This is a genomic window from Sandaracinaceae bacterium, from assembly GCA_020633055.1.
GTDB lineage: Bacteria > Myxococcota_A > Polyangia > Polyangiales > Houyiibacteriaceae > JADJJE01.
In genome coordinates this window covers 976,916-999,811 of the sequence record JACKEJ010000005.1, presented here as the reverse complement: position 1 = coordinate 999,811, position 22,896 = coordinate 976,916, and the positions used below count along the sequence as shown (strand labels likewise).

The 22,896-nt window shown below is 69.6% G+C and carries 20 protein-coding genes and 1 pseudogene; 9 read left to right on the top strand and 12 right to left on the bottom strand.

The features are described from left to right. Window positions 1–3 precede the first annotated feature (3 nt). From trkA to H6726_09105, 3 genes are all read right to left on the bottom strand, one after another. Window positions 4–1,353 carry a Trk system potassium transporter TrkA gene (trkA, locus tag H6726_09115; GenBank protein ID MCB9657791.1) on the bottom strand — a complete coding sequence of 450 codons (1,350 nt, stop codon included), beginning with the start codon at window positions 1,351–1,353 and terminating at the stop codon, window positions 4–6. Beyond that, window positions 1,353–2,981, bottom strand: coding sequence for a hypothetical protein (locus H6726_09110; protein ID MCB9657790.1), 1,629 nt, complete (start codon window positions 2,979–2,981; stop codon window positions 1,353–1,355). Before H6726_09110 ends, trkA begins: the two co-directional genes overlap by 1 nt. A 100-nt stretch (window positions 2,982–3,081) precedes the next feature. Then, the gene (locus H6726_09105; GenBank protein ID MCB9657789.1) at window positions 3,082–3,744 is read right to left on the bottom strand and encodes a TetR/AcrR family transcriptional regulator; all 663 of its coding nucleotides are present in this window, start codon (window positions 3,742–3,744) and stop codon (window positions 3,082–3,084) included. A gap of 125 nt (window positions 3,745–3,869) precedes the next feature. On the opposite strand from H6726_09105, the pseudogene H6726_09100 reads away from it, so the two are divergent. From H6726_09100 to H6726_09085, 4 genes and pseudogenes are all read left to right on the top strand, one after another. Beyond that, window positions 3,870–4,319: pseudogene (locus H6726_09100) on the top strand (hypothetical protein). 246 nt (window positions 4,320–4,565) lie between these two features. Further along, a complete protein-coding gene (locus tag H6726_09095) occupies window positions 4,566–5,474 on the top strand; it encodes a tetratricopeptide repeat protein (GenBank protein ID MCB9657788.1) in 909 nt (302 codons plus the stop codon). Continuing rightward, the gene (locus tag H6726_09090) at window positions 5,474–6,337 is read left to right on the top strand and encodes a hypothetical protein (protein ID MCB9657787.1); all 864 of its coding nucleotides are present in this window, start codon (window positions 5,474–5,476) and stop codon (window positions 6,335–6,337) included. The genes H6726_09095 and H6726_09090 overlap by 1 nt, the downstream gene beginning before the upstream one ends. A 1-nt stretch (window position 6,338) precedes the next feature. Next, on the top strand, window positions 6,339–6,824 hold the full coding sequence (locus tag H6726_09085) for an aminoacyl-tRNA deacylase (GenBank protein ID MCB9657786.1): 486 nt from the start codon (window positions 6,339–6,341) through the stop codon (window positions 6,822–6,824). Between the two features lie 40 nt (window positions 6,825–6,864). Here the strand turns inward: H6726_09085 and H6726_09080 are convergent, their stop codons facing one another. The 3 genes from H6726_09080 to H6726_09070 all read right to left on the bottom strand — a co-directional run bounded on the left by H6726_09080 (window position 6,865) and on the right by H6726_09070 (window position 10,569). Beyond that, window positions 6,865–8,190, bottom strand: a complete 1,326-nt coding sequence (locus H6726_09080) for an insulinase family protein (GenBank protein ID MCB9657785.1) — start codon at window positions 8,188–8,190, stop codon at window positions 6,865–6,867. Further along, entirely contained in the window at window positions 8,187–9,572 is a 1,386-nt protein-coding gene (locus tag H6726_09075; GenBank protein ID MCB9657784.1) for an insulinase family protein, read from the bottom strand. Before H6726_09075 ends, H6726_09080 begins: the two co-directional genes overlap by 4 nt. A 76-nt stretch (window positions 9,573–9,648) precedes the next feature. After that, a complete protein-coding gene (locus H6726_09070; protein MCB9657783.1) occupies window positions 9,649–10,569 on the bottom strand; it encodes a GGDEF domain-containing protein in 921 nt (306 codons plus the stop codon). Between the two features lie 281 nt (window positions 10,570–10,850). Here H6726_09070 and H6726_09065 point away from each other — a divergent pair, with 281 nt between their 5' ends. Continuing rightward, window positions 10,851–11,816, top strand: a complete 966-nt coding sequence (locus tag H6726_09065; protein ID MCB9657782.1) for a hypothetical protein — start codon at window positions 10,851–10,853, stop codon at window positions 11,814–11,816. A 163-nt stretch (window positions 11,817–11,979) separates the two neighbouring features. Here H6726_09065 and H6726_09060 read toward each other — a convergent pair whose 3' ends face one another. Genes H6726_09060 through lipA form a run of 4 tightly spaced genes read right to left on the bottom strand, consistent with a single transcriptional unit; the run spans window position 11,980 to window position 16,524 of the window. Then, window positions 11,980–13,404, bottom strand: a complete 1,425-nt coding sequence (locus H6726_09060) for a 2-oxo acid dehydrogenase subunit E2 (GenBank protein ID MCB9657781.1) — start codon at window positions 13,402–13,404, stop codon at window positions 11,980–11,982. Window positions 13,405–13,409: 5 nt separating this feature from the next. Continuing rightward, window positions 13,410–14,387 (bottom strand): alpha-ketoacid dehydrogenase subunit beta, encoded by a 978-nt coding sequence (locus tag H6726_09055; GenBank protein ID MCB9657780.1) that lies wholly within the window; start codon window positions 14,385–14,387, stop codon window positions 13,410–13,412. Then, entirely contained in the window at window positions 14,384–15,547 is a 1,164-nt protein-coding gene (locus H6726_09050) for a thiamine pyrophosphate-dependent dehydrogenase E1 component subunit alpha (protein ID MCB9657779.1), read from the bottom strand. The genes H6726_09055 and H6726_09050 overlap by 4 nt, the downstream gene beginning before the upstream one ends. 29 nt (window positions 15,548–15,576) lie before the next feature. Further along, entirely contained in the window at window positions 15,577–16,524 is a 948-nt protein-coding gene (gene lipA / locus H6726_09045) for a lipoyl synthase (GenBank protein MCB9657778.1), read from the bottom strand. 105 nt (window positions 16,525–16,629) lie between these two features. Between lipA and H6726_09040 the strand changes: the two genes are divergently transcribed. Further along, complete coding sequence (locus H6726_09040; GenBank protein MCB9657777.1) at window positions 16,630–17,031, top strand: hypothetical protein; 402 nt, start codon at window positions 16,630–16,632, stop codon at window positions 17,029–17,031. Between the two features lie 235 nt (window positions 17,032–17,266). Further along, complete coding sequence (locus tag H6726_09035; GenBank protein ID MCB9657776.1) at window positions 17,267–18,856, top strand: PQQ-dependent sugar dehydrogenase; 1,590 nt, start codon at window positions 17,267–17,269, stop codon at window positions 18,854–18,856. Between the two features lie 154 nt (window positions 18,857–19,010). Here the strand turns inward: H6726_09035 and H6726_09030 are convergent, their stop codons facing one another. Then, window positions 19,011–19,379 carry a PilZ domain-containing protein gene (locus H6726_09030; protein MCB9657775.1) on the bottom strand — a complete coding sequence of 123 codons (369 nt, stop codon included), beginning with the start codon at window positions 19,377–19,379 and terminating at the stop codon, window positions 19,011–19,013. Window positions 19,380–19,510: 131 nt separating this feature from the next. Between H6726_09030 and H6726_09025 the strand changes: the two genes are divergently transcribed. After that, a complete protein-coding gene (locus H6726_09025; GenBank protein ID MCB9657774.1) occupies window positions 19,511–19,954 on the top strand; it encodes a CBS domain-containing protein in 444 nt (147 codons plus the stop codon). Between the two features lie 81 nt (window positions 19,955–20,035). After that, on the top strand, window positions 20,036–20,647 hold the full coding sequence (locus H6726_09020; protein MCB9657773.1) for a hypothetical protein: 612 nt from the start codon (window positions 20,036–20,038) through the stop codon (window positions 20,645–20,647). A 9-nt stretch (window positions 20,648–20,656) separates the two neighbouring features. Here the strand turns inward: H6726_09020 and H6726_09015 are convergent, their stop codons facing one another. Next, a complete protein-coding gene (locus tag H6726_09015) occupies window positions 20,657–22,756 on the bottom strand; it encodes a diguanylate cyclase (GenBank protein ID MCB9657772.1) in 2,100 nt (699 codons plus the stop codon). Between the last annotated feature and the right edge of the window lie 140 nt (window positions 22,757–22,896).

The window sequence follows — 22,896 nt, the reverse complement described above, 5'->3', positions numbered from 1 at the left end:
GCTTCAAGTGTGCCTCGGACGGAAGAGGCGCTCGACCGCTTTGCGCGCGTGGCTCTTGGTCATGACGATCACGCGGTCACCGGCGGTGAGCTTGGTGCTGCCGCGCGGGATGACGACGCGGTCGCCGTGGATGATGGCCCCCAGCAGGGCGCCATGCGGCAGCAGGTCGCGCATCTTGGTCAGCTCGCGCCCGACGGCCGGGCTGTGCGAGCTCACCGTCAGCTCCACCACCTCGGCCTGTCCGTTCTCGAGCACCGTCAGGCTGTGCAGCACCCCGCCGCGTGACAAGCGGAGGATGTGGTCGCTCGCGACGGTGCGCGGCGAGAGCACGATGTCGATGCCCAGCTGCTTGTAGATGGGCACGTAGTCGGCGCGCTGCACCGTCACGGCCGTGCGGTGGCAGCCGATGCGCTTCGCGAGCAGGGACGCCATCAGGTTGACCTCGTCCATGGCAGTCACCGCGCAGAAGAGGTCGTAGGTGTCCACCTCTTCCTCTTCGAGCAGCCCTTGGTGCGTGCCGTCGCCGTGTACCACGTCGATTCCGTCCAGCTCCACGCTGATGGCCTCCGCGGTCTCACGGTCCTTCTCGATCAGCATGACCTTCGCGCCCGAGCGCTTCAGCTCGCGCGCCAGCGACTTGCCCACCACGCCACCGCCGACGATGCACACGCGCCGCGCCTCGCGCGTGCGGCTGAACAAGCGCTCGGCCGAGAGCACGCCGTCGGGCGAGCCGATCAGGTACACGCGGTCGCCCTTCTGAAACACGTCGTCGCCGCCAGGCACCTCGAGCACCCCGTCGCGGACGATCGCCGCGACCAGCGCGTTGGTCGGCATGTCGATGCTCTTCAGCGCCTTGTTGAAGAGGCGCGACTCGCCAGCGAGCTCGATCTGCACCAGCTCCACGCGGTCCTGCGAGAGGTCGATGACGTCACTCGCGCCATGTGAGCGAGCGACGCGCGCCAGCTCCTGCGCCACCAGCACGCGCGGGTTGATGACGACGTCCACGCCGAGCAACCCATAGCGGATGCCCTCGGTCCAGTTGGCCCACTCATCCCCTTGCGCGCGCGCCACGGCCTGCTTCGCGCCCAGCTGCTTGGCAGCGAGCGCGGCGATCAAGTTGACCTCGTCGTGGTTGCTCACGGCGACGACGATGTCGGCGCGGGCGACACCGGCGCGGTCGAGGACGTCCTGACTGGCGCCGTAGCCCATGATGCTGGCCACGTCGTAGTGCTCCTCCGCATACGCCACGGCTTCGGCGGAAGCGTCCACGGCGACGACGTCGTGTCCCTCGTGGTCGAGCACGCTCAGTAGGTGTCGGCCGACTTCGCCCAGGCCTATCACGACGATGTACATCAGTAGCCGTCCTTCTCCGTGTCGTCGTCTTCGTCTTCGTGCGGGCGGGCGCTCTCACGTGGCAGCTGCGGCGGGCGCGGCAGCGAGATGGCCACCCCCACCGGGACGATGCCGGACAGCATTCCGTCCTGCTCGCCATCCGGGATGCCGTCGCCGTCCTTGTCGGCATCTGCGCTGTCCGCCAGCTCGCGGTCCAAGTCACCCGCGTCGACCAGCAGCGCGCGCAACACGCGTGGCGCCACCAGGTCGTTGAGGATGACGGAGCCCAGGATGACCGAGTAGGCGATGTCGATCGCCACGCTGTTCGGGAACACGCGCTCGTACACCAGGCGGAACGAGACCACCATCGCCACGGTGACGGAGCCATGGGCCAGGAGCCCGCGATACAGATCGCGGCGCAGATCGCTGCCACGGGCGCCGACCCAGCTGCCCAGCCACTTGCCCACCAGGCGCAGCGCCACGAACGCGGCGAGACCCACCAGGGTCGGCAGCCACGGGGAGGGCTTCCACAGCGCGCCGGCGAGGATCATGAGCACGAGCGCCATGGGCTTCTCGGTGCTCTGCAGCGTGGCCCGGATGCTGCGCCCGCTCTTGCTCAGGTTCACCAGGAAGATGCCCAGCACCACGTTCACCGCCAGCGGGCTCAGGCGCAGGAAGTAGGCGGCGCCCGACGCGAACGTGATGATGCCCACCAGCGCCAGGAAGCGGCCGTTCTCGGATTCGTCCGCGCCCATGAACGGCGTGAACAACGCGCCGAGACCAGCGCCCAGGCCCAGCGTGATGAGCCACCACTCGGCCGCGTCCCCCGTGCCCTCGGAGTTGCCGTGGAAGACCGCGAAGACGACGCTGAACACGATGATCACCAAGACGTCGCCGAAGCGCGCGGCGCGGCTGAGCAGGGGTGCGAGGTGGCCTTGGATCAGATAGCGGCGACCCAGCAGCTCGAAGGGGGCCGCCGAGTCGGCAGCGGCGCAGCACGCGATGACCGAGGCGCACACCTTCGCGCTGCGCTCGTCGACCTCGCCGACGAAGCCGCTCATGAACAGCCAGTACGCGACGCCCCCGGTCAGGACGCCGGCAAGGACGTGGTGCAGCAACACGATGGACCAGGTGGCACCGGTCGAGGCGCGCAGCTCTTCGGTGTCGAACTGCGTACCGCGCAGCAGACCGACCCAGCCCGCGGCGAGCGCGATGACGGGGAAGATGGAGCCGAGGTTGTTCAACGCCGGGACCCACGGCACCTGCGGACCCAGGAGGTATCCGAGCAACAGGAACTGCACGCCGGCCAGCACCAGGAAGCGCCGCTGAATGCGCTCCACCACGGTGTCCGCCAACAGGTAGCAGATGCTCACCGCGAGGAACCCGACCACCACGGTGAACGTCCCGCCTGGGCCCGCCGCTTCACTCGCCGCGTCGGCGCCGTGACTGGCGGCGGCCGCGGCATGCGCCAGCTGAAGCCCCGCGTCCGTCGCCCCAGCAGCGATGGGAGGTCCGGCGTCATGGAGCGCTTCCAGGCTCGCCGGAACGCCCCCATCGGGGCCAGGGCTGCTCTGCGCGAGCGCCCTCATGGGCGTCAGCGCGGCGGCCACCGCGGCGGCGGCTCCACGTGCGTAGAGGGGTGCTCTCATGTGCTCGGCCAAGTGTGACCCGAAGCGCTCGGAAAGGGAAAGTTGCGACGCCCCGTTGCGCCTCACGCCAATCCCGTGCGCCGGGTCGCTCGCGCTGGCGTCACCCGCCGCGCGCGCGGATTCCGTCGAGCACGATGCGCACCAGCATCGCGCCCAAGTCGGCAGGGGAGAGCTCGATGCGCCCGTCGAGGTACATCAGCCCCAGCGCCTCCACGGCACCGACGACCGCCGTGGCCGAGACGCGCGGATCCTGCACATCGATCAAGCCGTGCTCCACCGCGACCTGGGACAGCGCGATGGCGGCATCCGAGATCTCGCGCGACAGCTCGCCGATGCACGCCCGCGCTCCGACGGAGGGCGCGCGGTGCTCTTGCAAGTACAGCCGCACCACGTCCTGCATGGTGCTCGCCGCGATCGCGATGTGTGCACCGAGCGCGATGTACGCCGCGGTCACGTCCGCGTCGGTCTTCGCGATGGAGAGTGCCCCGTGGCAGGCCTTCATGGCGTCGCGCACCTGTTGAGCGAACGGGTTCATGATCGCGGCGACCAGGTTCTCCTTGTCGTCGAAGTAGCGGTAGAAGCTGCCCTTTGCGACGCCGGCCTCGCGGGTGATCTCGTCGATCGTCACCGTCTCGATACCGCGCTGTAGGAATTGTTGCAGGCCCGCGTTCACGAGCCCGGCGGTCCGCTCGCGGCGGTTCTGGTCTCGCTTGCCCCCGACAGGGCCCGGACGTTCCTTGGGAATTTTATGGGGGGATGCCATGGCCCGGGAGCATACCAAACGATTCGGCGACGGCCCCATTGACAAACTCTGACGTGCTAGTCATCATAAATACATGACCACATGGTCGCAGTTTTGCGCGACCCACCCTCGGAAGGATGTGACCCATGCTCGGAATCCCCCTCGGACTACTCGCCGCCAACGCCACGGAGTGGCTGGTGCACAAGCACGTGCTGCACGGCCTGGGTCGGCACAAGTCTTCCGTGTGGGCGTTCCACTGGCACGAGCATCACCGCAACGTGCGGAAGCACGACCACTACGACGAGGACTACGCCACGCACCCGTTCCGAGCGAACGGTCAAGGCAAAGAGGTCGTCGCGCTGGCGCTCGGCGCGGCGGTGGTCGCCCCCTTGTTCCCGGTGGCTCCGTTCTTCGTGGGTACCATGTGGTACAGCGCGGCCAACTACTACGTGAAGCACCGTCGCTCCCACTTGGACATCGCGTGGGCCAAGGAGCACCTCCCGTGGCACTACGACCACCACATGGGTCCCAACCAGAACGCCAACTGGTGCGTGACTCATCCGTTCTTCGACCACGTGATGGGGACGCGCGAGCCCTACCTCGGGACCGACCGCGAGCGTCGCGACAGCGAGCGCAGGGCAGCCCGTGATGCGTCCGCCGGGTTGGCGCCAGCGGCGGCGTGAGCTCGCTCTCAGTCTGTGCAGCAGCGCAGATGGAGCACATACGCTGCAGCAGACTTTACGTCACGGCGCTGGTCGGTGATTCTGTGGGCGCGCTGATCCACCGAGGGTGCAGCGCCGTATTCACGGAGCCTCATGCCTTTGTTTCTTTGGATGTCTTTCATGCGCCAGTCGCGCCCACCCACGCTCCGTTGGCTCGCTCATGTGGCCCTCTTGACGAGCCTCGGCCCTGTGACCGCCGCAGCCCAGCCCGCCGAGATGGAGGATGAGGTCACCACCCCGACCCCTCTCGCGGGCGAAGGCGAGACCAGCGCGCGGTCTCACTTCCGCGTCGGGCAGCTGATGTATGGCGAGGGCCGCTTCGACGAGGCGGCCGCCGAGTTCGACCGCGCCTACGAACTCTCGGGGCGACCGCAGCTGCTCTACAACGCGTACCTGGCGCATCGCGACGCAGGACACGTGGCCGAGGCGGTGGACCGGCTTCGGCAGTACCTCGCTCAGAGCCCAGATGCCGGCGATCGCGCCGTGCTCGAACAGCGGCTCGCCGCGATGGAGGAGACGCTGGCGGAGCAGCGCCGCATCGCCAACATGAGCGCAGAGGAGCGCGCCGCCCTGGAGGCAGAGAACGCTCGCGCCGCGCAGGAGGCCGAGGCGCAGCGGCGAGCTGCCGATCGCCTGCGCAATCAGCGCGAGCGTGATGCGCAGCGCAGCAACCCCACCCCGTTGATCATCCTCGGCGCGGGCGCGGGTGTCCTCGTCGGCGGCGTCATCATGGGCGTGGTCGCCAAGACCACGAGCCTGGCCGACCTCGAGGACAACTGCCCGGGGAACGTCTGCGTCAGCGGGTTCCCGCTCGACAGCACGCGCGATCAGGCGCGACGCCGCACCATCGCCACCGACGTCCTATTGGGCGTCGGCGGAGCCACGGCCGTCACGGGCCTCGTGCTGTACCTCGTCCAGCGGCGTCGCTACGCTGACGAGGACGAGGACGATTCGACGGCGCGTCGCACGGAGGTGATGGGCGGGTGTGGCCCCGCGGGATGCAACATGAACGTGCAGGTGACCTTCTGATGAAGTCTTTTCGCACCCTCCTCGTCGGCCTGCTGCTCGCGCCCTGCACGCTCGGCTGCACCATCGTCGCCGACCTCGACAGCTACGTCAGCGCGGACGACATCGGCTGCGACATGCAGCTCAACGTCGTGCTGTTCGCGCCCCACATCGAGGACCCCGTGTACTTCCAGGCGGTCACCCGAGAGGACCCGCCGGTCCTGCGCGCCATGGCCATCATCGACAACCTGGTGGTCCCCGACCGCAGCTTCTTCATGCCGAACGCCATTGGCGAAGGGCCTCATGCGCTCAACTTCTGGGCAGACGACAACGACGACGGGCTGGTCCAGACGAGCCCGATCCGCGGCACGGATCACTCCTGGCGGTCCGAGGACGTGTGCGCGTTCGACTCCAACTGCGAAGCGGACGGGCTCAACTGCTTCTCGCACGTGTCGCCGTTCGTCGAGATCGACAACCCCATCGAGGAGGGCAACACGCTCGATCTCACCCTGACGGGCTTGCCCGCCACGATCGGCTTCGTGGAGGCCCACCTGGTGGAGCACGACGCGGATCTCAACCTGCGGCGGGTCGTCGGCCTCTACCGGCGTGACGACACGGGCGGTGGCCCGACCTTCAGCTTGGAGCTGCGCGGTCTCGCGCTGCCCACCAAGCGCTACAGCGTGGACGTGTTGGTGGACCTGAACGGCGACGCGCAGATCGAGCCCAGCACCGAGGTGTTCACGGTGACGGAGTCCGCGGGCAGCGCCTACGTGAATCCCATCACGCTAGACGTGACCACGAGCGATCCGCGTGGCGACCTACCCCCAGAGCGAGGTCTCGACGAGGACCACCCCGCGGAGCTGGTCTCGCCGCTCCCGACACCCTGACATGTCGTCCGCCAAGCACCCCGTCACGCAGGCCGTGCGCGCGTTGCGTGCGGCCAACGTGACCTACGAGGGACACCTCTACGACTACGTGGAGCGCGGCGGGACGGCGGCAAGCGCGGCAGCGTTCGGCGTCCCGGAGCACATCGTCATCAAGACGATCGTGCTCGAGGACGAGCGCGCGCGCGCCCTGGTTGCCCTGATGCACGGTGACGCGAGCGTCTCGACCAAGGCGCTCGCACGCCACCTCGGCGTCAAGCTGGTGCGAGCCTGCGATCCGGCCGTCGCCGAGCGTCACACCGGCTACAAGGTCGGCGGCACGTCGCCGTTCGGGTTGAAGCGGCCGCTCCCCGTGTTCGCCCCAGCGTCCGTTCTCGCGTTGCCTCGACTGTTCATCAACGGAGGCGCGCGGGGGTTCCTCGTCACGCTCCGCGGTGTGGACGTGGTCCGTGTGCTGAGCCCCACCGTCGTCGAGTGCGCGACGTCCTGAGCCCCACCGTCGTCGAGTGCTCGACGTCCTGAGCCCCTCGTCAGTCGGCGGGCTGGGTGTAGGGCCGCACCTCGACCGAACGCACCCCCTTCAGTTGCGCGAGCTGCTCTTGCACGCGCGGCGCCTCGGCGACCACCACCAGCGCCAGGTGGTCCGGCGTGATGCGCGCGCGTAGCGCGTCGTTCGCCTGCTGGAGAGTGACGGCCAGCATGCGCGCGGGGTAGTGAACGAACGCGTCGGGGTCGAGGCCAACGGAGTGGCGGTCCAGTCGCAGGTCGAGGCGCTTGCTCGGCGTCTCCACGTCGAACGCGTAGCTTCCGGCGAGGAAGCGTTTCGCCGCGTTGAGCTCGCGCTGCGTGACGCCTCGCTCCACCCAGCGCTCCAGCAGATCCAGGTGCAGCTGTGCGCAGGCGACCGTGTGCTCGGCTTCGGGCGCGCTGTGCATCGACCACAGCTCGCGCTTCTCGGCCCGCCCCAGCTGGCTGCTGGCGCCATACGTGAAGCCCCGCTTGGTGCGCAGCTCGTTGTTCAGGCGGCTGGCGAACGTGCCGCCGAAGACGGTGTTGGCGACGATCAGTGCGTCCAGGAGCGGGTCCTTCAGGTGCGACCCGAGCGCGCTGAAGGTCATGGGGGTCTGTGTCCGCTCGGGCTTGTCCACGATGCGCACGTGGCGGCCGCGAGGGAGCTTGGTGGCAGGGATGCCAGGTCGTCGACTGCGACCTCCGGGGAGGTCACCGAAGTGCTCGCGCACCAGGGCCTCGGCCTGCCCTGCGCCGATGTCCCCTGCGAAGCCGAAGCTGAGATTGCCGCGGCGCAGGTGCGTGTCCAAAAAGCCCCGGAGCCGAGCGGCGTCGATGCGCGCGAGCGACGCGTCGACGCCGACCGTGCTGCGCGCGAACGGGTGCGCTCCCAGCGCCAGCTTGCGTACGTGACGTGCGGCCAAGGCGTCGTCGTCGTCGAGCTGGGCCATCAGCATGGCGTGTGTCTCGCGCCGCTGACGCGAGAGGTCCGAGCCACGCAGGGCCGGTTCGCGCAACATGCGTGAGAGAAGCGCGAAGAAGGGCGCGAGCTGGCGGGTCAGCACGGACCCCGAGATGCGCAGGGAGCGCCGCGTCGTGGCTACGTGCAGGCGCGCGCCGAGCCCCGCGAGCTGCTCCTCGGTGCGCCGCTCGGACATCCCACGTGGGCCGGCGCGCAGGGTCTTCAGCGTCAGGCGCGCCAGCCCCTCCATGCCCTCGGGGTCGAACTCCGCGCCGGCGGCGACACGCACGGCCACGTCCACGACCGGCAGGGTGTGGCTGGACTCGAGGAAGATGGGCATGCCCAAGACCTGCGTGCGCTCGCACGCGAACCGCAGCGGGCTCATACGCGCGTCTCCTCCTGCGCGCGACGCGTCCGCTGCCTGGGCTTGGGATTCGGCTCGGTCGGCTGGACGGCGACGACGACGCGTGCGCGTGCATCGAACAGGCGTCGGGCGACGCGCATCACGTCTTCTGGGCGCATTGTCCGGTAGGCCTCGGCCCGCGCGAACACGGCGCTCGGGTCTTCCAGCACGGCGTCGTAGAACCCGATCTGCTCGGCCTTGCCTGCCGCCGTCTCCATGCTGGTCAGGAAGGACAGCTCAGCCTGGTGGCGCACCTTGTCCAGCTCGCGAGCGCTCACCGGCTCGCTCGCCAGGCGCTGCAGCTCCCGCACCACCCGGGCCTCGGCGACCTCGGTCGTGACCCCTTCGCGAAGGTCGGCGTAGATCTCGAACAGCGTGCCTTCACGGAACGGTGCGGCGCTCGCGTAGACCATCGACGCGAGCTCGGTCTCACGCGTCATCGCCCGCGTCAGGCGGCCGCTCAAACCGCCGGTGAGCAACTCGCGCAGCACCCCCAGCACGATGCTGTCGGGGTCGGTCAGTCCCGGCGCACGATATCCCATGAGCAGCTTGGCCGTTGGGGTGGGCTTGCGCAGGGTCTTTCTCCGATCGGCGCGCAGCGCGGGTGCCACCGGCGTCGGGCGCCGTTCGATGCGCGACGGGCGCAGTGCGCCGTACGCGTCACGCACGCGCGCCAGCACATCGGACTCGGTCACGTCCCCGACGACCACGACGGTCGCGTTGTTCGGGGCGTACCAGCGACGATAGAAAGCGAGGCAGTCGGCCCGTGTGTACGCCTCGATGTCGCGCGCCCAGCCGATGGTAGGCCACCCGTAGGGATGCTTCGCGAACGCCAGCGACCAGAGCTGCTCCGAGGCGGCCCCGTAGACGTCGTCGTCCACGGCTTGGCTGCGCTCGTTGCGCACCACCTCGCGTTCGCGGGCCCATTCGTCCGGCTCGAGGTGCAGGTTGGCCATGCGGTCGGCCTCGAGGGCGATCGCCAAGGGCAGCGCGCCCTTGGGGAGGTTCTCGTGGTACTGCGTCCAGTCGGTCCAGGTGGACGCGTTGTTCTCCGCCCCAGACGCCTCCAGCAGCCGATCGAATTCGCCCTTGGGGTGGTTGGTCGTGCCGAAGAACATGAGGTGCTCGAACATGTGGGCGAGGCCCGTCTTGCCGGGGTCCTCGTCGCGTGAGCCCACCCGAAACCACGTCTGGTAGCTCACCACGGGGGCGCTCGCGTCCGGCAGCACGTAGATTCGCAGCCCGTTGCCGAGACGGTAGCGTGCGAGCGACAGCCCCGGCCCGAACGGCACGCGCGACTCGAAGTGGATACGACGGTGCCCACGGGCACCGCGGTTGAGCTGCTGGGCGAGGGCTTCGGTCACAGGGGCGGGAGCCTGCGGGTCCGGCGCAGCCGCGTCAACCTGCGTCCCCCGCGCGCGTGGCGACGACACGGGGGCATCACTTGCCGGCGTAGACCTCGGTGCGGTTGCGCCCGTTGCGCTTCGCGGCGTAGAGCGCTTGGTCGGCTGCCGCCACGAGGTCCGTCGGCTGCTCCACCGTCAGCTCCGGCATCCCCGCGACGCCAACGCTGACGGTGATGGGGATGGCCGCGTCGTCGAAGACGAACTCGTAGTCTGCGATGAGCTGGCGGATGCGCTCCGCGAAGGAACGCGCGGAGGGGATGTCGAGCCCGCGGCTGAGCACGGCGAATTCCTCGCCGCCGTATCGCGCGAAGACATCCTCGCGCCGGATCATGCTGCTCACCCGCTCCGCGAACGTCGCGAGGACGGAGTCACCGGCCAAGTGTCCGTGGGTATCGTTGACAGGCTTGAAGTGGTCGATGTCGAACAGCATGAGCGCCACTGGCGTCCCATGCCGGAGCGAAAAGGCCACCTCGCCGGTCAACCGTTCGCTGAAGTACTTCTTGTTGAACGCGCCCGTCAGGCCGTCACGCAGGGCCGACTCCAGCATCTGACGCTGGAACTTCTCCTCGAGGGCGTCGTGGTAGCTGAATTTCAAGATCGTCGTGGTGCCGATCTGGATCTTGTCCCCGTCTTGCAGCGCGTGAAACCGGACTTGATGCCCATTCACGAACGTCCCGTTGGTCGAGTTGTTGTCCGCCACGATGACGGTCTCGCCCCGGTTGATGATCTTGGCGTGCAGCCGCGAGATCTCGTTGTCCGGCAAGTGGATCGTCGCGTCGCTGCCGCGTCCGACCGTCGCCTCCCCGCGAGGCAGCCGGTACATCTCGCCCACGTTGGGCCCGGCGATCACGATGACGTACGCGTTCTCGCGCACGCTCTCCGTTGCGATCTGGGCCACGATCGCGCTCGGGTCACCCACGATGGTGCGCTCGTCCGAGAAGTCATCGTTGCCCATATCGGTGAGTCTATCCGCTCTTGCTCGACGAATCTACTTTCACCGTGTCACCGATTCCACGGTCGGATGTACGTGAACGGGGGTTCACGCGCGTCTCTGGCGGTGTGCACCGCCGATCCGGCTCGCGTCGCGCCTCGCTGGCGACGTATTCCCCAGAGATCGCGCAGGCGGTCGAGTTAAGGCTATCCTGCGCGAGTGCTCGCCTCGTTGGGCCGACTGCCCGAGAGCTGGCACGGATCGTGGATCTGCTCGAGACTACCATGCGCCACACGTACGCTCTGATGCTCGTTCTCCTGGCTACGGCCGCTTTCACGTCGGGCTGTCGCTCCGAGAATTACTACTGCGACGCCGACGGGTGCTTCCTGTGTGACGGCCTCGGCTGCCGCCCCATCGAGGGCCCTCCTCGCCCGGGGTGCAACGGCGACTACGAGTGCAGCGAGGGGCGCCACTGTACGGACGTCGGGTGCGTGACGGAGTGCGGTGACGACAGCGACTGTCCGATGGGCACCGTCTGCCGCGATGGGGTGTGCCTGAACCCCACCGAGCCCGTCCCCGTCCCGAACCCCGGCACATGCACGCGTAACTCGGACTGCCCGACCGGCGAGGGGCTCGTGTGCGTCGATGGCGTCTGCCAGGTGGACAACGGCTGTGGCGGCGCGGCCTGTGAGTGCTCGGCGACCGCCCCGTGCGCAAGTGGCTTCACCTGCATCGACGGTGAGTGCCGCGCCGACAGCACCGTCTGCCACTTCAGCCACGAGTGCGGTGGCGGTCGCATCTGCGTCAACGGCGAGTGCCGTGAGGGATGCGAGTCCTCGGCGATGTGCCCCGCCGGTCAGACCTGCGAAGACATGGTCTGCGTGGACCTGCCGCCCGTCACGGGGGAGTGTGAGGACAACGGCGACTGCGACGCTGGCGAGATCTGCATCGACTCCGTATGCGAAACCGGCTGCACCAACGACTCCGCGTGCAACTCGGACGAATACTGCTCGGGTGGCGTGTGCGTCTACGACGACCGGCCGCAACCCTTCTGCACCAGCAGCGCCCAGTGCCAGCCAGGGCGCCCCTGCGTCGGTGGCGTGTGTCGTACCCCGTGCGACACCAGCCAGGAGTGCCTCAGCTTCGACGTCCAGTTCCGCGTTTGTCAGAACAACTTCTGCGTGACCAGCAACGAAGCGACCTCCAACTGCATGCTCAGCCAGGACTGCAGTACGCCAGGAGACAGCTGCGTCGACGGCGTCTGCCGCTGACCGCGCACTGGGAGGAACGGCGCGCGCCGCTCGGGTTTCCGGGCGGCGCGTCGCGCTTCCGTCGCAGGCCGCTCGGGTTTCCGGGCGGCGCGTCGCGCTCCCGTCGCAGGCCGCTCGGGTTTCCGGGCGGCGCGTCGCGCTCCCGGCGCGCACAACACGCGAATCAGGGCAGGGACGCGGGGTGCTCGAGCGCGTCGATGACCGCGTAGGCGAAGCTAGCGCCCACGTGCCCATCGATGACGCGGTGGTCGAAGCTGAAGCTCAGCATCATGAGCTTGCCGGGCACCACGGCGCCGTGGCGCACCACGGGCTTGTCCTTGATGCGATGCACCCCGAGGATCCCGACCTCCGGGTAGTTGAGCACGGGCGTCGCCAGCAGCCCACCGAGCTTTCCGAGGCTCGAGACCGTGAACGTGCTCCCCGAGAGCTCATCGCTCCGGAGAGAACCGACGCGCGCGCCCTCGGCCAATCGTTCGATCTCGCGCGCCGTCGCGAGGAGGTCGAGCGTGTTCGCGTCGCGCACGACGGGGACGAGCAGCCCCGCGTCGGTCGCGGCTGCCACGCCGATGTGTTGGGCGCCGCGGGTCACGAGCTCGTTGCGGCCCTCGTCCAGGTAGCTGTTGAGCACCGGATGAGCGGCGAGCCCGCGCACCACGGCCTGCACGATGAACGGCATGAACGTGAGCTTCACGCCCACCGCCGCGGCCTGCGGTTGAAGGGCTGCCCGCCGCGCGATCAACGGCTCCACGTCCACCTCCTCGACGAACGTGAAGTGGACGGCGCTGCGGACCGAAGCCTGCAGGCGGTCCGCGATACGGCGTCGCACCCCGACGAACGGTCGCCGAACGTCATCCGGGTGCGGAGGTGGCAAGGGGGGCGCGACCACTGCAGCACCGCGCCTCCGGTCGTTCGACGGCTGACCATGACGCGGGACGGTCGACGGCTCGCTGGCTACGGCAGCCGCGTTCGATGCTGCGGCGTGCTGCCGCACGTCGCTCTCGAGGACGCGGGACAGCGCGCCGCTGGGGCGCACGTGGCGTAGGTCCACGTCCAGCTCCTTCGCCAGCGCGCGGACGGCGGGGGTGGCGAGCGGCTTGGCCTCGAAGTACGCGTCGCCTGACGCACCGTCGGAGCGCCCGGGGGCGAGGTCACCCTCGTGTGCTACCCGATCTCGGAAGTAGCTCGCGCCGGGGAGGACATCGCGCAGATCACCCACAGCGGTCGCGGCGGGCGCCGCAGGGGTCGCACCGCCCGTTGACCCCGTCGGCGATCCGCCCGCCGTCCGTCGCGGGGCATCGTCCACGCTCGCGGCCCGCGTCGGCGCGGTCGACGCGTCCTCCGCGTCGCTCCGCCCGATCACCACCAGCACCTCGCCCACCTTGGCGATGTCGCCGGGGCCGAAGCGCAGCTCCCGCACCCAGCCTGCACACGGGGCGCCGATGCTGACCGTGGCCTTGTCGGTCATGACCTCCAGCATCGGGCCGTCCTCTTCCACGTGGTCACCCACGACAACGTGCCACTCCACGATCTCGCCCTCGGTCATGCCCTCGCCGAGGTCGGGCAGCTTGAACAGGTAGTCGGTGCTCATGGGTCTCAGAACCGCGCCGTCTCGCGCAACGCGGGGGCGATGCGATGGGCCAGCGGGAGGTAGTCGTCCTCGAGGGCGTAGGGGAAGGGGGTGTCGAAGCCGGTCACCCGCTGGGGCGGGGCCTCGAGGTGCACGAACGCGTTCTCGCACACCAGCGACACCAGCTCGGCGCCGAAGCCACAAGCGCGCGGGGCCTCGTGGACGATCACCAGGCGACCGGTCTTGCGCACGCTCTCGAGCACCGTGTCGAGGTCGAGGGGCCAGAGGGTGCGCGGGTCGATCACCTCCACGTCGAGGCCGTCGTCACCGCGCACCTGCTCCGCCGCCGCCAGCGCCTCGTAGAGCATCGCGCCCCACGCGACGACGGTCACGTCGCTGCCCTCGCGCACCACCGCGGCCTTGCTCAGCGGCACCTCGTAGGCGTGCTCCGGCACCTCCATCTTCACGGCGCGGTACACGCGCTTGGGCTCGAAGAAGAGCACCGGGTCCGGGTCTTGTAGGCTCGCGCGCAGCAGCCCCTTCGCGTCGTACGGGTTGCTGGGGCACACCACCTTCAGGCCCGCGGTGTGGATGAACAGCGCCTCGGGGGACTGGCTGTGGTAGAGGCCACCCTTGATGCCCCCGCCGAACGGGGTGCGCACCACCATGGGCACGCTGTACTCGCCGCCGCTGCGGTAGCGGTACTTGGCGGCCTCGCTGACCAGCTGGTCGAACCCGGGATAGATGAAGTCGGCGAACTGGATCTCGGGGATGGGCTTGAGGCCATAGAGCGCCATGCCGATGGCGGTGCCCAGGATGCCGCTCTCGTTCAACGGCGTGTCGATCACCCGCTGTTCCCCAAAGGCGTCGTGCAGCCCCTGCGTGACACGGAAGACACCGCCGACGCGGCCCACGTCCTCGCCCAGCACCACGACGTCCGGGTCCGCGCCCATCTCCTGGTGCAGCCCCGCGTTGATCGCTTGGACCATGTTCATTTCCATCAGTCAGCGCTCCCTTCGGGGGTGTGGGCCGAGCCGCCGCGGGCGGTCTGCGCGGCTTCGCGGGCTGCGAGCGTGAGGTGCCATGGCGTCTCCGCGTACACGTCTTCGAAGAGCGTGTCGAGCGCTGGCTTCTCGCGCGCGCGTGCGGCCTCGAGCGCGGCGCGCACCTCGGCGTCCACAGCCTCCTGAAGCTGAGCGTCTTCCGCCTCGCTGAGCGCGCCGCACGCGAGCAGGTGTGCCTTGAAGCGCCCTATCGGCTCACGCGCCGCGGCGGCCGCGACCTCCTCGTCGCTGCGATAGGCGCGTGGGTCGTCCGAGCTCGAGTGCGCGTCCAGGCGGTACGTGACCAGCTCGAGCAGCGTGGGGCCCTCGCCGCGCGCCGCAGCCTCGCGTGCGTCTCGGGTGGCCTCGTACACGGCCAGTACGTCGTTTCCGTCCACCTCGACACCGCGCACCCCGTACGCCGCCGCCTTGCAGGCGAAGCCCTTGGACGCGGTCTGCTGGCTGGACGGCAGGCTGATGGCGTAGCCGTTGTTGCGGCAGGCGAGCACGACCGGCGCGCCCCACACGCCCGCGAAGTTGAGCGCAGCGTGGAAGTCGTTGCTGCTCGTGGCGCCGTCGCCGAAGAACACCAACGCGACGTCGTCCCTGCCTTTCAGACGGGCCGCGTAGGCCAGACCCACGGCGTGCGGGATCTGCGTCCCGATCGGCGCGCTGACGGAGAGGCAGCGCTGGGCTCGGCTGTGGAAGTGGTCCGGCATCTGGCGCCCGTGCCCTGTGTCGGCGGCGTTGCCGAACATCTGGTCCAGGTAGGTGCAGAGCGGCGCGCCGCGCATCAGCAGCGCCCCGAACTCGCGGTAGCAGGGCACCAGCCAGTCCTGTTCGCGCAGCGCCGCGGCGGCCCCGATGATGGCGGCCTCCTCCCCGCGGTGCCCGACGTGGAAGCCCACGCGCCCCTGCCGCTGCAGGGCCATGAGCCGCTCGTCGAGGCGCCGGCTGAGCAGCATGCCGCGGTAGAGGCGCAGCTTGAGCGCATGCGAGATGGGCGAGGGGTGCTCCCCGGACTGCCCCGATGGAGACCTGCGCCGCAGCCAAGAACGTTCCTGCTCGTCGGTCGCGCGCTGGTTGGCGGGGACGGCTGCAAGGTGGCGGGCTCGGGGCATGGGGACCTCCTTCGCGGTGGTGGGGGTGTTCAGGGATCGCGCACCAGCGGCAGGCTGCGCTTGCGACCGTAGCGGTCGGCGACGGCAGTCGGCTCGCCTCTCAATACTCCATGCAAGAACGCCTCGGCGGCGCGGTAGCTGCTCCGCACCAAGGGACCCGAGGCCACGAATTGGAAGCCCATCGCGCGCCCGGCCTCCGCGTACGCGTCGAACTCTTCCGGTTCCACGTAGCGCAGCAGCTCGGCGTGCTTGGGGGTGGGGCGCAGGTACTGCCCGATGGTCAACACGTCGACGTCGGCTTCGCGCAGAGCCTGCATGGCGCTGAGCATTTCGTCTTCCGTCTCTCCGAGGCCGACCATGAGGGATGTCTTGGTGATCGCGCCGGCCTCTTTTGCCCAACGCAGGACGTTCACGCTCTGTTCCCACGAGCAGCGCACGTCGCGGATGGTGCGCTGCAGGCGCGGGACCACCTCCACGTTGTGCGCGAACACGTCCGGGCGTCCGTCGCGGATGAGCGTGTCCACCTCGCGCCGCACCCCCTGGAAGTCTCCCACCAGGGTCTCGACCAGGAGGTCGGGGCTGCGCTCCTTGATGCGCCGCACGGTCTTCGCCACGTGGGCCGCGCCTCCGTCCAGCAGGTCGTCGCGGTCCACCATGGTCATCACGACGTACGCGAGGCCCATGCCCTCGAGGGCGCGCGCCGTGTTCTCGGGTTCGCGCGGGTCGGTCAGCCCGCCTGGGTCGCCCGTGTTCACGGCGCAGAAGCGACAGCCGCGGGTGCACGTCTCGCCCAGGATCATGATGGTGGCCGTGCCCTGCCCCCAGCACTCGAAGATGTTGGGGCAGCGAGCCTCCTCGCAGACCGTGTGCAGGTCGCGCTTGCGCATCTCGTCCCGCAGCGCGTTGAACTGGGCCTGCTGCTCCCCCGCGGGGAGGCGGACACGCAACCAATCGGGCTTTCGTGCGGGCAAATTCATGAGGCTAATTCAAGGTAGGCTGCGGCGCGGGGCGTGGCAAGACGGGCCCGCGAGGGCGGGCGCACGGGGGTCGACGCGGCAGCTCCGGTTCGGCACCCTTGTCCCATGTGGCGAGAGCATCGGGTGTGGACGATTGGGACCATCGCGCTCGTGCTGGGCGTCTCGCTGAGTGTGCCTGGCCATGGCCACGCCGCCGGTGTGCCGCGCGAGGTCTTCGAGCAGATGCAGCGCATCACCCGAGCCGTCCGCGGCTGCTACGAGCAGGAGCTGGCTCGCGACCCTGCGTTCAGGGTGCCCGAACCTGCGCCGGGCGTTCGCGTGCGCGTCCTCCGGTCGGGGGCACTGCGGCTCGAGCTGCTGGGCAGCGCGGGTGCCCCACGTGTCGATCGGTGCCTACGCGGCGCGCTGCGGAGGCTGCGGTTCACCCGTGACCAGCGCACGGTCCAGCAGCAGTACCCCTTCCTCTTCACCGCCGATGGGGAGCCGCGTGTCCTGCACATCCGTTGAGCGACGGACGGCCTGGAAGCGCATCGTCGCGCAGGTGTGTTGCGTCATCTGCGTCGTCGGTGCCGCCGCGTGTGGCGGTGACGAGCCCGATGCGCCGACATCCCCGGCGGGCGCAGGCGTCGGACCGTCAGGCCCTGGCCACGGGGCGGCTGGTGCCGCGGACGGGACCGAGCCGAGGCCACCGTCCGAGGCTGCTGCGGCGAGGCCGTCGCTCGCGCCCGCACCACCGTCACGCGTGGAGACCGTCGGGCCCTATCAGGCCGACGTCGGACGCGACTGTGACGGTTACCCGCGCCTCTCGCTCACGACGCTGCCCGGCACGTGCGTGGGGCTGGTGACCACGGCCGCGCACCCCGCCATCACCGCCGCGGGCCCGCGCTTTCGACCCCGCTCCATCGTGCAGGACCCGCAGCGCGACGACGTGTTCTGGGTCATCGACGGTGGCGCGCAGCGTGAGCACGCTGGCCGCGTGTTCCGCCTGAAGCTGGCTGCCGTGGCCGAGGCAGGCGCATCCCCAGCGCCGCTCGCGCAGCTGGTCATGACCGGTCTCAACCGACCGCACGGAGGGCGTGTGGGGCCGGATGGGAAGATCTACGTAGGCGAAGTGGACGGGGTGTTCCGCTTCGATCCGAGCGCAGCCAACCACGCGCTGGACACCCCGGAGCACGCACAAGCGACCCCCGGCCGCGTGGCGCTCGTCAGCGTCCCGCGCGAGCCGGTCATTACGGGGCTCGCCACACAGCTGCGGCGCGAAGACCGCATCCGCTACCACCCGATGAGCGCGTTCGTCTTCACGCCGACTGGCGACATCGTGCTCAACCGCGGCTCGTCCACCGACCGCTGCCTCGAGTCGCTGCCCCGCGCCCGGTGCGAAGACGAAGCGGACGACCTGGCCGCGCTGGTCCTCTATCGTCACCTCGGGGATGGACGCTACGCGAGCACCCCCGAGGTGCTGGCCCGCGGGCTGCGCAACTCGGTCGCGCTCGTGGCGCACCGCAGCGGGACCATCTTGCAGGGCGAGAACGGCTCCGACTTCAGCGAGGCGGACAGCCCTCACGAGGAGCTCAACGTGATCGTCTCGGGTGCCCACTACGGCTGGCCGTACTGCTTCGACCGCGTGGGGCGCGACCCGTCGTGGACCCACTCGGACTTCGGCTGCGACCCGGCCAGCCACGCGGCCTACCATGCACCGCTGCTGTTGCTGCCCCCGCACGGCGCGCCGCTCGGCCTCGCGTACTACGACCAGCAGGCGTTGCCCGGCCTCCGTGGGACGCTGCTCGTGTCGCTCCACGGGTACCGCGCCACGGGCCATCGCCTGCTGGTGTTCCCGGTCGACGCGCGTGGGATGCCCACGGTGACCGAGCCTACCGGGGAGCTGGTGGGCGGCTGGGACGCGAGCGAGCTGGGCCCCAAGGGTGCGCCGGTCGAGCTCGGCGTCGCGCGCGATGGCAGCGTGTGGCTCGTGGAGGACAAGAACGGCACGGTGCTGCGCGTCGCCCTCGAGCGGTACGCGGGGATGGGCGACGACGCCAGGTTCGCGGCAGGCACCTCGGCGCCCGTGGATCAGCCCGCTGCCCTCGCCGCGTTCGAGTCACTACGGTCGGCGGTCCTCGCCCCTCGTTGTGGTGCCTGTCACGCGTTCTTGCTGCAAGGAGACACGGCGCTGCGGACCCTCCGGGTCGAAGGCTGGCTGGCCACCGACGGTGACACCACGCAGCTCGAGCGCCGGGTGCGTCGTCAGCACGAGCGCCCCATGCCGCCGTCTGCGCCCCTGCCGCCGGAGGAGCTCGCGCGCGTGCTCGACTGGGTCGCGGGCGCGCGTTGATTCGACGCGCCGCGCACCCTCGACGCGCCGCGCACCCTCGACGCGCCGCGCACCCTCGACGCGCGGTGCACCCTCGACGCGCGGTGCACCCTCGACGCACCGTATGCCGGACGCTGCCCCGGTCGCGCGCCGGTCGCTGTCATGGTCGCCGCGCTCACGCGTCGCGGACGCGTGCCCACTCGGCCAGGATGGCCTCCTCGATGCGGTCTTCGTCGTCGGCGCTCAGCCCGTGGAAGCGCAGCTCCATCTCCGCAGCACCCGCGCCCGCGTCGACGAAGTGGCACACGTGTCCCCAGGCCTCCAGGGGCTCGCTGCGCGAGGGCAACGCCAGCTGGACGTGCACGCGACGCGGCGCCCCCTTGGCCCACGGCTGTCCCCGCAGCAGCGCCCCGCGCGACGTCAGGTCTCGGACCGCGTATTCGCCCACCGGATCTCCCTCGCGTCCGAAGAGCAGCGCGCTCCCTCCCAGGTCCACGTGCGAATCGTCACGTGCCGCCCACTTTGGTGACTTCATCTGTGCCATGCCGAGGCTCCGTATCGATGGGTGTCTAATGCAAGGTGAGGCCCTTTCGTGCCCGTGGATATAGTGATACGTTTATCACTTCCGAAGCGGCGATGCACATCTCGTCGCTCTCGGAGGAAACGGGGGCAAGCATGACAAGAACCATACGCGAGGTGCTCGAAAAGAAGGGGCATCAGGTCCACACCATCGACGTCGACGCGACCGTGATGGACGCCATCACGGTCATGAACCAACACCACATCGGGTCGGTCGTGGTCTGCGAGGCAGGCGCCTGGGTGGGCATCTTCACCGAGCGAGACGTGCTCACGCGCATCGTCGCGCCGCGTCGCGATCCGGACACCACAAGGGTGCGGGACGTGATGACGCGCGAGCTGTTCACGATGACGCCCGACCAGCCGCTCTCGGCCGCCATGGAGGCGATGACGCAGCGCCGCTGTCGTCACGTACCCATCGTCGCCGCGGGCAAGCTGCATGGGATGCTCTCCATCGGCGACGTGAACAAGGCGCTGCACGCGGACCTGGCGCACGAGCTGCACGAGCTCGAGAGCTACATCTCGAGCCCCTACGTGGCTTGACTACCTCGGCTGGGGCGGTCGTGGGGGCCGCCCCCGTCAGAGAATGGTGGCCTCTTCTGAACCGGGCTGATACCAAGCGGCATGAGAACACGCATCGCCGTTCTGGTCGCCCTGCTCGGTTGCTCGGTCGGGGCCTGCGCTACCGACGACACACCGCGCGTCGCGCCCAGCGCCACGCCCGCGACGCCATCGCCTGCGCCCGAAGAACCGGTCGTCCCCGAGACGCCTCCCCCGGTCGCGGAAGGCACGGAGCCTGCGCCTGCGCAGGCTGTGGCTCCCAGCGCCCCGGCAGCAGCCCCGGATACCCCTTTGGCGCCCACGGGTGAACCTCCCGCACAAGCCCAGCACACCATGGAGGAGGTGGGCGCCGCCATCGAAGGGGCCATCGCTGCGGCTGCTGCCGTTCCGGTCAACGGCGAGGATCTGTGCGGGGTCTCCTACCGAGGCTTGCAGGCCATGCTCGCCGAGCTCGCGCGGGCCATGCCGGACCAGCCGACCAACCCCCTACCGCAGCGCGATGCGTTCCTCGAGGTCTGCCGGGTCATGCCGCAGGAAGTCCAGCAGTGCTTGGTCGTGAGCTACGCAATGGAGCACCAGGAGGCCTGCCAGCAGGCGAGCGAGCGGCTGGAGCCGGCCGTCCGCGCGCGCCTCGAAGCCATGATGAACTCGGGCGCTGCCGCCGCCGCACCCTGAGCGGAGCAACTACGCGGCGACCACCTGGTTGCGGCCACCGTGCTTTGCCGCGTAGAGGGCTTTGTCGGTGACGTCGAAGAGGCCCTCGGGGGTCTTGGCGTGGGTCGGGAAGGTCGCGACCCCGAGCGAGGCGCGCACCTGCAGCTTGCCGTTCTCGGTCTGGAACACCGTCTCGCCCAGCTCCTCGCGCACGCGCTCGGCCAGCAAGATGGCGCCGTCGGTGTCGGTCTCCTCGCACAGCACGCAGAACTCCTCGCCGCCAAAGCGCGCGACCAGGTCGGTCTCGCGCTTGACGCGCATCAGGATCTGGCCGAGCTCGCGGATCACGACGTCGCCCGTCGCGTGTCCGTAGGTGTCGTTGACGCTCTTGAAGTGGTCGATGTCCGTGACGATCAGCGACAGCTTGCGGCCGAAGCGCTCGGCCGAGCGCACGCGCCGCTCGAGCTCGTCCAAGAACGCGCGCTTGTTGAGGCAGCCCGTGAGGCCGTCCGTGGTGGCCATCTCCTCGAGGCGCGCGACGGCCTTCGCGTTGCTGAGCGACACAGCCAGCTGGTTCGCCAGCACCTGCAGCGCGGGGCGCACCGCGTCACCGAACGCATCACGACGCCGCGCCGCGAGCGCGAGCGTGCCGATGGCGTCCTCGCGCACGATGAGCGGCAGGATCAAGAGCGAGTCCATCCCGCGCAGGTTCTCGCGCTTGGTGTAGACCGTCTGCTGGCGAGGGTCGAAGTCACCCCGGTACGGCAGGTAGTGGTGGTTCTTGACCGCCATCGCCGTGAGCGAGTTGTTGTCGCGAAAGCTCAGGCTCTGGAACTCGTCGGCGTGTAGCCCGACAGCCTTGCGCACCGTGTGGCGCTTGTTGTCGGGGTCGTAGAGGGTGATGGCGCCGAAGTCGAACGGCGCGATCTGCTGCGACGCCTCGAGCCCCGCGTCGATCACGGCGGCCTCGTTGAGCGCGGCCCCGAGCATCTGGGAGGCGTTGAACAGGATGCTCTGCTCGCGCTTGCCCCGCTCGAGCTGCACGAACACCCGCTCGTTCTCGAGCGCGCGCAGCACCTGCCGGATGGCGCTCTCGAAGACCTCTTCTTCGCGCGCCGTGAAGGGGCGGTCGGCCAGGCGGTCGCCACACAGGACGCCGCGCACTTGGTCCCCCTCGCGCACGGGCACACCGATGAAGGCCTGGATGGGCGCTCCGTCGGCGTAGTAGGGCAGGCCCTTGTAGTTGGGCCGGATGTGCTCGAGGTTGGTGGTGATCTGGCGGCGCACGACCGCGCCCAAGGCGCCCTCACCCGCGGCGAACGGTCCCTCCGCGATCTCGTCCGCGTTGGTCACCAGCTCCACGATGCGCAGGCGCTCACCGCGCTCGTCCAACATCAGCAGCACGCACGTGTGCAGGTCCAGGCTGCGGTGGAGCAGGTGCAGCACGTGGTAGAGCGCGTGGTGCACTTCCTCCACGGAGCTTTGGAACAAGCGGTCCTCATCGTGCGCGCGGCCGCTGGCAGGCGCCACCAAGCGGAACATGCGCGACTCCTCGCGCGCCTTGGCCTTGTCCTCGTCCAGCGCCTTGATGCTGCGCTTGCGCACACGGGCGATCTCGGCGCGTGTGAACATCATGTTCAGCACCCCGAAGAACACGATGAACACGGCGTGCAGCACGAACGGGCGCGCGCTCTCGTGCGACTCGGTCATGAACCAGAGCGGCGCCTCCACGCACAGCGCCAGCAGCACCAGCACGTGCCCCACGGGCTTCCGCGCGAACGAGGCGAGGAAGGCGACGACGACGTAGACGAGCGGGTAGAGGGGACCCTCGAGACCCCCCGTGAGCTGCACCAACGCGTGGCTCGCGACCAGCAGCAGCACGCCCAGTTCGAGGTCCAGGTGCGCGCCGCGTGTCTCGCTCTCGATGGCTTGTGCGCGCAGCGCCACGCGCTGTCCGAACAGCGCGAGCCAGAGCAACCCCGCGGCGGCGTGCTCGAGCCCCAACGAGGAGGGTCCGCCCTGGAACGCGCCGAGCCACACCACGGTGCCGAGTGCGAGCGCCGTGAGCAACACAGCGCTGGCACGGACCGTGCGCCGGAGGGAGAGCGCTGCCGTCACCATGCTCGACATCAGGTGCCGGTGGTACGTCGCCGCGCCTACTCGTGGCAAGAAAGCGGCGGCCGCCGAACTTCCGCCCCCGCCGGGGCCGCTGGGCCGCGCGGTGTGTGGAGGTCCCAGTAGGTCGAGCTTCGGCGAGGTGGTCGAGGGGC

What these genes read in the sequence shown, in the direction of transcription:
- H6726_09025 (MCB9657774.1), top strand. Translation starts at nt 19,511, where the DNA reads ATGACAAGAACCATACGCGAGGTGCTCGAAAAGAAGGGGCATCAGGTC.
- H6726_09015 (MCB9657772.1), bottom strand. Translation starts at nt 22,756, where the DNA reads ATGTCGAGCATGGTGACGGCAGCGCTCTCCCTCCGGCGCACGGTCCGT.
- H6726_09090 (MCB9657787.1), top strand. Translation starts at nt 5,474, where the DNA reads ATGAAGTCTTTTCGCACCCTCCTCGTCGGCCTGCTGCTCGCGCCCTGC.
- H6726_09095 (MCB9657788.1), top strand. Translation starts at nt 4,566, where the DNA reads ATGCGCCAGTCGCGCCCACCCACGCTCCGTTGGCTCGCTCATGTGGCC.
- H6726_09040 (MCB9657777.1), top strand. Translation starts at nt 16,630, where the DNA reads ATGTGGCGAGAGCATCGGGTGTGGACGATTGGGACCATCGCGCTCGTG.
- H6726_09065 (MCB9657782.1), top strand. Translation starts at nt 10,851, where the DNA reads ATGCTCGTTCTCCTGGCTACGGCCGCTTTCACGTCGGGCTGTCGCTCC.
- H6726_09050 (MCB9657779.1), bottom strand. Translation starts at nt 15,547, where the DNA reads ATGCCCCGAGCCCGCCACCTTGCAGCCGTCCCCGCCAACCAGCGCGCG.
- H6726_09060 (MCB9657781.1), bottom strand. Translation starts at nt 13,404, where the DNA reads ATGAGCACCGACTACCTGTTCAAGCTGCCCGACCTCGGCGAGGGCATG.
- trkA (MCB9657791.1), bottom strand. Translation starts at nt 1,353, where the DNA reads ATGTACATCGTCGTGATAGGCCTGGGCGAAGTCGGCCGACACCTACTG.
- lipA (MCB9657778.1), bottom strand. Translation starts at nt 16,524, where the DNA reads ATGAATTTGCCCGCACGAAAGCCCGATTGGTTGCGTGTCCGCCTCCCC.
- H6726_09030 (MCB9657775.1), bottom strand. Translation starts at nt 19,379, where the DNA reads ATGGCACAGATGAAGTCACCAAAGTGGGCGGCACGTGACGATTCGCAC.
- H6726_09020 (MCB9657773.1), top strand. Translation starts at nt 20,036, where the DNA reads ATGAGAACACGCATCGCCGTTCTGGTCGCCCTGCTCGGTTGCTCGGTC.
- H6726_09085 (MCB9657786.1), top strand. Translation starts at nt 6,339, where the DNA reads ATGTCGTCCGCCAAGCACCCCGTCACGCAGGCCGTGCGCGCGTTGCGT.
- H6726_09080 (MCB9657785.1), bottom strand. Translation starts at nt 8,190, where the DNA reads ATGAGCCCGCTGCGGTTCGCGTGCGAGCGCACGCAGGTCTTGGGCATG.
- H6726_09110 (MCB9657790.1), bottom strand. Translation starts at nt 2,981, where the DNA reads ATGAGAGCACCCCTCTACGCACGTGGAGCCGCCGCCGCGGTGGCCGCC.
- H6726_09070 (MCB9657783.1), bottom strand. Translation starts at nt 10,569, where the DNA reads ATGGGCAACGATGACTTCTCGGACGAGCGCACCATCGTGGGTGACCCG.
- H6726_09105 (MCB9657789.1), bottom strand. Translation starts at nt 3,744, where the DNA reads ATGGCATCCCCCCATAAAATTCCCAAGGAACGTCCGGGCCCTGTCGGG.